6 protein-coding genes are annotated in these 7,250 nt (G+C 69.1%); 3 read left to right on the forward strand and 3 right to left on the reverse strand.

Translation table 11 applies throughout. The features are described from left to right. Nucleotides 1-463 precede the first annotated feature (463 nt). On the forward strand, nt 464-838 hold the full coding sequence (locus VKH46_00320) for a hypothetical protein (GenBank protein ID HKB69259.1): 375 nt from the start codon (nt 464-466) through the stop codon (nt 836-838). 39 nt (nt 839-877) lie between these two features. Next, on the forward strand, nt 878-1,027 hold the full coding sequence (locus VKH46_00325; GenBank protein HKB69260.1) for a hypothetical protein: 150 nt from the start codon (nt 878-880) through the stop codon (nt 1,025-1,027). Nucleotides 1,028-1,174: 147 nt separating this feature from the next. Here the strand turns inward: VKH46_00325 and VKH46_00330 are convergent, their stop codons facing one another. Then, nucleotides 1,175-2,590, reverse strand: a complete 1,416-nt coding sequence (locus tag VKH46_00330) for a hypothetical protein (protein HKB69261.1) — start codon at nt 2,588-2,590, stop codon at nt 1,175-1,177. Between the two features lie 185 nt (nt 2,591-2,775). Beyond that, entirely contained in the window at nt 2,776-3,900 is a 1,125-nt protein-coding gene (locus tag VKH46_00335; GenBank protein HKB69262.1) for a Gfo/Idh/MocA family oxidoreductase, read from the reverse strand. 61 nt (nt 3,901-3,961) lie between these two features. Here VKH46_00335 and VKH46_00340 point away from each other — a divergent pair, with 61 nt between their 5' ends. Continuing rightward, complete coding sequence (locus VKH46_00340; GenBank protein HKB69263.1) at nt 3,962-4,579, forward strand: DUF1579 domain-containing protein; 618 nt, start codon at nt 3,962-3,964, stop codon at nt 4,577-4,579. A 370-nt stretch (nt 4,580-4,949) separates the two neighbouring features. Here VKH46_00340 and VKH46_00345 read toward each other — a convergent pair whose 3' ends face one another. Next, nucleotides 4,950-7,025, reverse strand: a complete 2,076-nt coding sequence (locus VKH46_00345; protein ID HKB69264.1) for a S9 family peptidase — start codon at nt 7,023-7,025, stop codon at nt 4,950-4,952. Nucleotides 7,026-7,250 lie beyond the last annotated feature (225 nt).

Consider the following 7,250-nt stretch of genomic DNA (forward strand, 5'->3'; position numbering starts at 1 on the left):
CTTTTTTTTGGGGGCTGGCGCGGCGATACGCGCCGTTATACGCGTCCGTCGGCCTCGGACGCCGGCACGACGTACGCTTTCGGTACGCCTTTGCCGTCGCCCGGGCCGCCGAACGCGTCTTCCCGCACGTCTCACCGCGCCTCGAAGTCGTCGCAAACGAGCGGGAGTTCGGCAGAATCGATCGAAAAGGACGCGGCGATACCGTCGCGGGAGTTTTAGCCTCGGTTACTTCGGACAAAAGCTCTCCGCGATGCGGTGGGCCCCGGGGAATCGCTCTGATCGCGAAGTTGAGAGCACACCTGGGCGGTGGCTCAGCTACAGCCTGAGCCGCGTCGAGCCAGACCGGCGGCATGACGCAAGCTCCGAACTCCGTTCAGCCAGCTCGCTCGGCGTCCCCGCGGGAGGACGGCGCCGGGAGAGAAACCGGCGCCGATTTCGCGCGTATGTAGGGGAGGAGGCGGCCATGGCGATTCGGATTCGGCTCGTGAACGGCGGCGGATGGCTACGGAGAGCCGGGGTGATTGCGCTTGCGGCGATCGTCGGCTCGACCGTCTACGGCGACAATCGGAGCCTGCGCGAGGCCGGCGCGGGGGGCGAGCCGGGGGGAGCGCTGGGGCGCGCGGCGTCGGCCTGGATCCACGCGGCGGAGAACGTCGCCAGCATCGGCATTCTCTACGGCACCGTGCTCTCGCGGATGGAGCCGGGCGTCCGCCGATCGATTCTCGCCGCCGTCGAAGGAATTCGGGAAGTCTGCACGGGCGGCGCGAAGCCGGCAATTTCCCGCTGCGCCGCGCGGCGCCCGCCGCCGAAGAAACCGCTGCGCTGTTCGCGGGCCTGAACGGTCCAGGCGGCATCCGGATTGCACGCGTCCTTCGGCATGATCCGGAAGCTGAAATCGGGCGAGTACCGCATCTACTCCCGCAAGAAGGACGAGAGATCCGGGAAGCGCCGCAATCTCGGGACGTTCAAGACGCGCGCCGCCGCCGAAAAGCACGAGCGCGAGATCCAGGGCTTCAAACACAAGTGAGCGTGCAGCACTCACCCGTGTGAGTGCGCAATGCTCATCCTGCCTGCCACGCCGCAGCTTCAGCGAAGGCGGGAGAGAGCGCCGACTGTCGGAGGCGCGAACCGAAGGATCTGCTCCGCGGTCAATCCCCTCGCGGGTCCGCCACGCCTATTCGGACGCGGCTTTCAACCCCTCGGCGGAGAGCCGGCGTTTCGGCGCCCGCTCGAGCTCCGCCTGGAACGCGCTGCGCGCTTCCGTCTTGCGGCCCGCGGAGAGGAGAACGTCGCCGAGAAGCTCGCGCGCCGGCTTCACCGGATCGGGCGGACCGAAGCCGTAGGGCATCTTCTCTTCGCGATCCGCCGCGTCCTCGAGGAGACGGACCGCTTCTTCCGTCCGTCCCTCGCGCGCGAGCAGCGCTCCCCGCAGCTCGTCGCGGAGGATCGACGCGTCGTCCTTTTCCTCTCCGGCCTCTCCCGCGAGCTTTTCGAGATCGGCGACCGCCTGTTTCACCGATTCCGGCTTTTCCCCGTGGAGCGCCGCGTATCCCGCGGCGAATGCGTCGGTCGCGCGGGCGCGGGCCGAGAGCTTCTCCGGGGCGATCCGGATCGCCGCGGCGGCGGCGTCCTGCGGCGCGTCGACGATCGCCGCGGCCCGGATCCAGGCGAGGTGGTCCCACGCGCGCTCGGAGGGATCGCGCGAGGTCGCCCGCTCCATCTCCGCGAGGCACCGCGCGGCGTCTTCCTTTCTTCCTTCCTGGAGGTACGCGTACTGGAGCCACTGCAGGGCGTGGTAGCTCGTCTGGCCGGAAGCCTTCCACGACGCCTCGTTGGACGCGACGACGTCGTCCCACATCCCGAGCGCGAGATAGATGTGAGAGGGCATGTGGAGGGCGTGGGTCGCCGCGGGCGCGATCTTCGAGTACGCCCGCGCCGCGGGAAGCGCCCGCGCGGCATGCGCGGGATCGTCGTAGCTGTGGATCACGTAATGCGCGGCGCCGGGATGGTCGGGCCGGCGCGCGAAAACCTCGGAAGCGAGCGCTCCCGCCTTTTCGTAGACGGGAACGTCGCGCTCCCCCTCGCAGCTCCCGAGGAGCGCAAGGGCGTAGAAGAGGGTCGCCTCGTCGTCTTTCGGGTTGGCTTCGTGGAGCCTTCGCATCTCCTCGGCGTACGCGCGGTCGCGCTCCTTCTTATCGCCGTGGGCGAAGAGGACCTCGACCGCGTGCAGGTATCCCTTCTCCCTCGGCGTCGGCGCGCGGGCGAGACGGGCCTGCGGCGTCGGGGCGAGCTTGTCGAGCGCCGAACGCGCCGCTTTCGCGTTTCGCTGGTTCCAGACGGGATGGTTCTCCGTCATCGCCTCCCCCCAGTACGCCATCGCGAAGCCGGGGTCGAGCGACTCCGCGCGCCGGAACTCGGCCGCCGCGTCCCCGTACTCGAAGCTGTGGAGGAGGAGGACGCCTCGGACGAACGCCGCCTGCGCGGCGGGCGATTGGGTCGACGTCGGAAAATCGAGATTCCCGAGCCGGCCGCCCCGGTCGGCCTGCGCCGACAGAAGCGCGGTGCAGCCGATCGCGACGAGTCCGGCCATCAAACGGCGAATCATGGGCGCCTCCCGCTCCATTCTATTCGCGGCGCCGGTGCTGCTCCTTCGACCCGTCGGAGCTCGGCCCGTGCCGCGAGTCGTGCTTTGCCGGGAACTTCAAGGCCGTCGCCGAGGCGCGGCAATCGGTCTCTCCGCCGCGCGAGCGCGCCTGCGCTTCAGGTCTGCCGCGCCTATCCGCCCCCTGGCGGTTCCGCGTGCACGAACTTCGGCTCCCGGATTCCCTTCCGGCGGATCTCCTGGTCCGGCTCGGGTCGCGTGTCCTTCTCGAACGCGTCGAGCCGCATGGGCTTCTTCGTCCTCGCCGACTCGTAGAGGGCGCGGATCACCCGGACGTCGGCGAGCCCTTCCCGGCCGTCCGGCTCCGGATCGCGCTCTCCGCGCACGCAGTCGGAGAAGTAGACGAGCTCCGGGCCGAACTGGTCGCGTTTGGCGAACGTCCGGCGGGAAGTTTTTCCTCTCGCGGCCGTGGTGAGCGTCATTTGTGCCGCGTACTCGTAGGCCGGATCGAGGCGCAGGCGCCCCTCGGTCCCGACGAGGTCATACGCGCCGGAGTCCGCCGCGCCGAAGCTGCAGGAGAACCCCGCCAGGCGGGCGCCGGGAAAACGGAGCATCGCGCTCGTCATCTCGTCCACTTCGGAGAAGCGCGGATCGTCGCTCGACCCCGAGAACGCCGCGACCTCTTCGGGCTCGGACCGGAAAAGGTATCGCGCGGCGTTGATGCAGTAGATCCCGATGTCGTACAGCGTCCCCCCTCCCATGCCCCGCTTCAACCGAATGTTGCCCTCGTCGCGGACCTGCATCGTGAACACCGAATCGAAGATCCGCGGCTCGCCGATCGTTCCCGACTCGACGGCATTGACGGCCGCGAGATTCGCGGCGTCGAAATGGAGGCGATACGCGACCATCAGCCGCACGTTGGCCTGGGCCGCCGCGCGGATCATGTCCCGGCACTCCCCTTCGGTGACCGCCATCGGCTTCTCGCACAGGACGTGCACGCCGGCCTGCGCCGCGCGCACGGCGTACTCCCGATGCATGCTGTTCGGCAGCGCGATGTAGACGGCGTCGATCTCTCCGCTCGCCAGCAGCGCGTCGTAGTCGGCGTATGAACGCCGGTGCTCGACGGAGTACTTTCGCCCGAGCTTCTTCAGCTTCTCGGGGTCGTCGGACACGAGCGCCGCGAGCTCGGAGTTGGCGGCGTGCTCGAAGGCCGGGAGCACCGCCGCCTGGGCGATGTAGCCGAGCCCGACGACCGCGTATCGCACCTTCTTTCCTTCCTTATCCCGCGACCGCGGCATGACTCACCTCCTCCAGCGCCAACGCGCAAGCGACGTGCCATGCGGGGTTAGAATCCCCCCGATGGAGGAGGGAAAAATGCACCGCAGATCGATCCTGTCCGGGGTTCTCGTCGTCCTGACCGCCGCCTTCGCCGTGGCCGGCGACAACCCGGCGCCGGCGGCCGCTCCCGACCAGAAGGCCATGATGGACGCCTGGATGAAATTCGCCACGCCGGGGCCGGGGCACAAGGCCCTCGAGCCGCTCGTCGGAACGTGGAACGCCAGGATCTCGTCCTGGATGGCGCCGGGAAGCGCTCCCATCGTCTCGGATGGCGTCTCGGAGACCTCCTGGGTGCTGGGCGGCCGCTATCTCCAGCAGAAGCACGAAGGGTCGTTCATGGGGCAGCCGTTCTCCGGACTCGGCTACACGGCTTACGACAACTACAAGAAGCAGTACCTCGCGACGTGGATGGACAACATGGGCACGTCGATCCTCTCGATGGCGGGCACGGCCGACGCCGCCGGCAAGGTGCTCTCCATGGAGGGAAAGATGGACGACTTCGTCGGCGGACGGGAGCTGACGGTCCGGTCGACGCTCCGCATCGTCGACGCGGATCACAACGTCTACGAGATGTGGTCCCCCGGCCCGGACGGAAAGATGTTCAAGATGATGGAGATCGCGTACACGCGCAAGAAGTAGCCGCCGCGGCAAGACCGTCGCGGGAGCTGGCTCGGGGACCGGGAGCGCGTGACGGCGGCACGGCTCGTCGAACGAGCGACTCGGCCGCGCCGCCGCCACCCCCTTCGCCGACGCTTTCGCTCCCGCATTGCGGAGCCTTCGCCTCGATCACTCGCGCACTGGCGTGCGCGGCGATCGGCGCGCTCGGAGCTGACGCGCCGGCCGCTTCGCGGCCGAGCCTTCGGCTCGGCGCTCGACACCCTTCGGCGAAAGCTCTCCGCGATGCGAAAGTCCCGATCGGGAGCCGCCGCGGACGGCCCACCGCCTCGCTCGCGTCTCTGCGCGCCTCGTCGTCGCCTGTAATCGAGTCACACGGATCGAGCCAAACCCCTCAGTCCTCGATACTCAACTCCCTCAAAATGAACGCCACGTCCAACGCGCGCTCGCGGAGCGAATCGTACCGCCCGGATGCGCCGCCGTGCCCGGCGGACATGTTCGTCTTCAAGAGCAGCGCGCGGTCGTCGGTCTTGACCGCGCGGAGCTTCGCCACGAGCTTCGCCGGCTCCCAGTACGGGACCTGACTGTCGTTCAACGCCGTCTTCACGAGCATCGCCGGATACGCCCGCGCGTCGACGTTGTCGTAGGGGGAGTACCGGCGCATGTAGTGGTAGGCCTCCGCTTCGTTGGGGTTTCCCCACTCCTCGTACTCGGTCACGGTCAGCGGGAGCGACGGATCGAGCATCGTGCTCAGGACGTCGACGAACGGAACCGCGGTGACGATCGCGCGGAAGAGGTCGGGGCGCAGGTTGATCACGGCGCCCATCAGCAGCCCTCCGGCGCTGCGTCCTTCCGCGACGAGCTTCTCGGCAGAGGTGTACCCGAGGGCGATCAGGTGCTCGGCGGCCGCGATGAAATCGGTGAAGGTATTCATCTTGCGCGCCATCCGCCCGTCCTCGTGCCACCTCTTCCCGAGCTCCGCACCGCCGCGGATGTGCGCGGCCGCGAAGACGAAGCCGCGATCGAGGAGCGCCAGACGCGCCGGATCGAAGCGGATCGGGAAGTTCAGCCCGTAAGAGCCGTAGCCCCAGAGATCCATCGGGGCCGACCCGTCGCGCGGGACGTCTTTCCGGTGAACGAGCGAGATCGGGATGCGCGCGCCGTCGGAGGCGACCGCGTCGATGCGCCGCTGCTCGTAGAGGGCCGGGTCGTATCCCGGCACCACCGTCGCCTTGCGGAGCTCGGCGCGGCGCGCGTCCATGTCGTAGTCGTAGATCGACGCGGGGGTCACGAGCGACTCGAAGTCGTAGCGCAGCACCGCGGTGCGGTACTCGCGGTTGCCGGACGGCCGGATCGCGTAGACCTCCTCGTCGAAGGGGATCGCGTGCGACTCGCCCGTCGCGGCGGCCGTCACCACGACGCGCGGCAGCCCTCGCTCGCGCTCGTACCGCACGACGTGCCCGGCGAAGCAGTCGATCCCCTCGATCATCACGTCGGCGCGCTCGGGAACGATCTCGCGCCAGCTCTCGCGCCGGGGGTCCGCCGCGGGAGCGACGACGACGCGGAAATTCGGCGCCCGGCGTCCCGACGCATCGCGCCCGTTCGTCCGGACGTAGAAGAGATCCTCGCGGTGGTCCACGTCGTATTCGTGGTCCTCGTCCCGCGCGGCGATCAGGCGAAATTCTCCCCGCGGCGCGGACGCCTCGAGGAACCGCACCTCCGAGGACGTGTGGCTCCCCGACAGGAGGAAGACGAAGCGGCCGCTGCGCGACCGGTACGCGCCGACGTCGAAGCGCTCGTCGGTCTCCTCGTACACGAGCTCTCCGGCGGCCTCTCCCAGGACGCGGCGGTAGAACCGCCACGGGCGCTTGGCGGCGTCGACCATCGCGTAGAAGAGCGTCTTTCCGTCGGCCGCCCACACGAGCGAGTCGGCCGCCGTGTCCTCGACCCGGTCGGGCAGCATCCCGCCGGTGCGGAGGTCCTTCACGCGGAGCGTGTAGCTCCGGTCGCCGGTTTCGTCGGTCGAGTAGGCGAGGAGCGCGCCGTCGTCGGACACGGCGTAATCGCCGATCGCCATGAACTCCTTCCCGCGAGCGAGCGCGTTGACGTCGAGCGTCACTTTCTCCGGCGCGTCGAGCGCCTCGCGGCGCCGGCAGTAGATCGGGTACTGTTTTCCTTCCTCCGTGCGGGCGTAATAGAAAAAGTCGCCTTCCCGGTACGGGACCGTGAGGTCGGTTTCGCGGATGTGGCCGACCATCTCGCGGTAGAGCGTCTGCTGGAGAGCGGTGGTCGGCGCCATGATCGTCTCCGCATAGCGGTTCTCCGCCTCGAGGTACGCGGCGACCTCCGGGTCGTTCCGGTCGCGCAGCCAGAAATAGTCGTCGACCCGCACGTGCCCGTGGAGCTCGAGCCGGGTCGGCCGGCGGGGAGCGAGGGGGGGAACCGGAGCGGAGACGGGCGGCGGGCGCATGGAGGCGGGATCTTATCGCGGCGTTCCTGCCGGAGCTCCGAATGGCCGGCGAAGCGGCCGAGAGGAGCGCGGCGCTCCGCGGCAACGATGCTCGGGGCCGGAGCCGCCGCGCGGCGATAGAGTTCGCGGCGGATGACGACGACGGTCGACATCGCGCTCGCGGGGTGCGGCCGATGGGGAAAGCGGATCCTCGGCGATCTCGTCGCGCTCGGCGCCCGCGTCCAC

The organism is Thermoanaerobaculia bacterium, assembly GCA_035260525.1.
Taxonomy (GTDB): Bacteria; Acidobacteriota; Thermoanaerobaculia; order UBA5066; family DATFVB01; genus DATFVB01.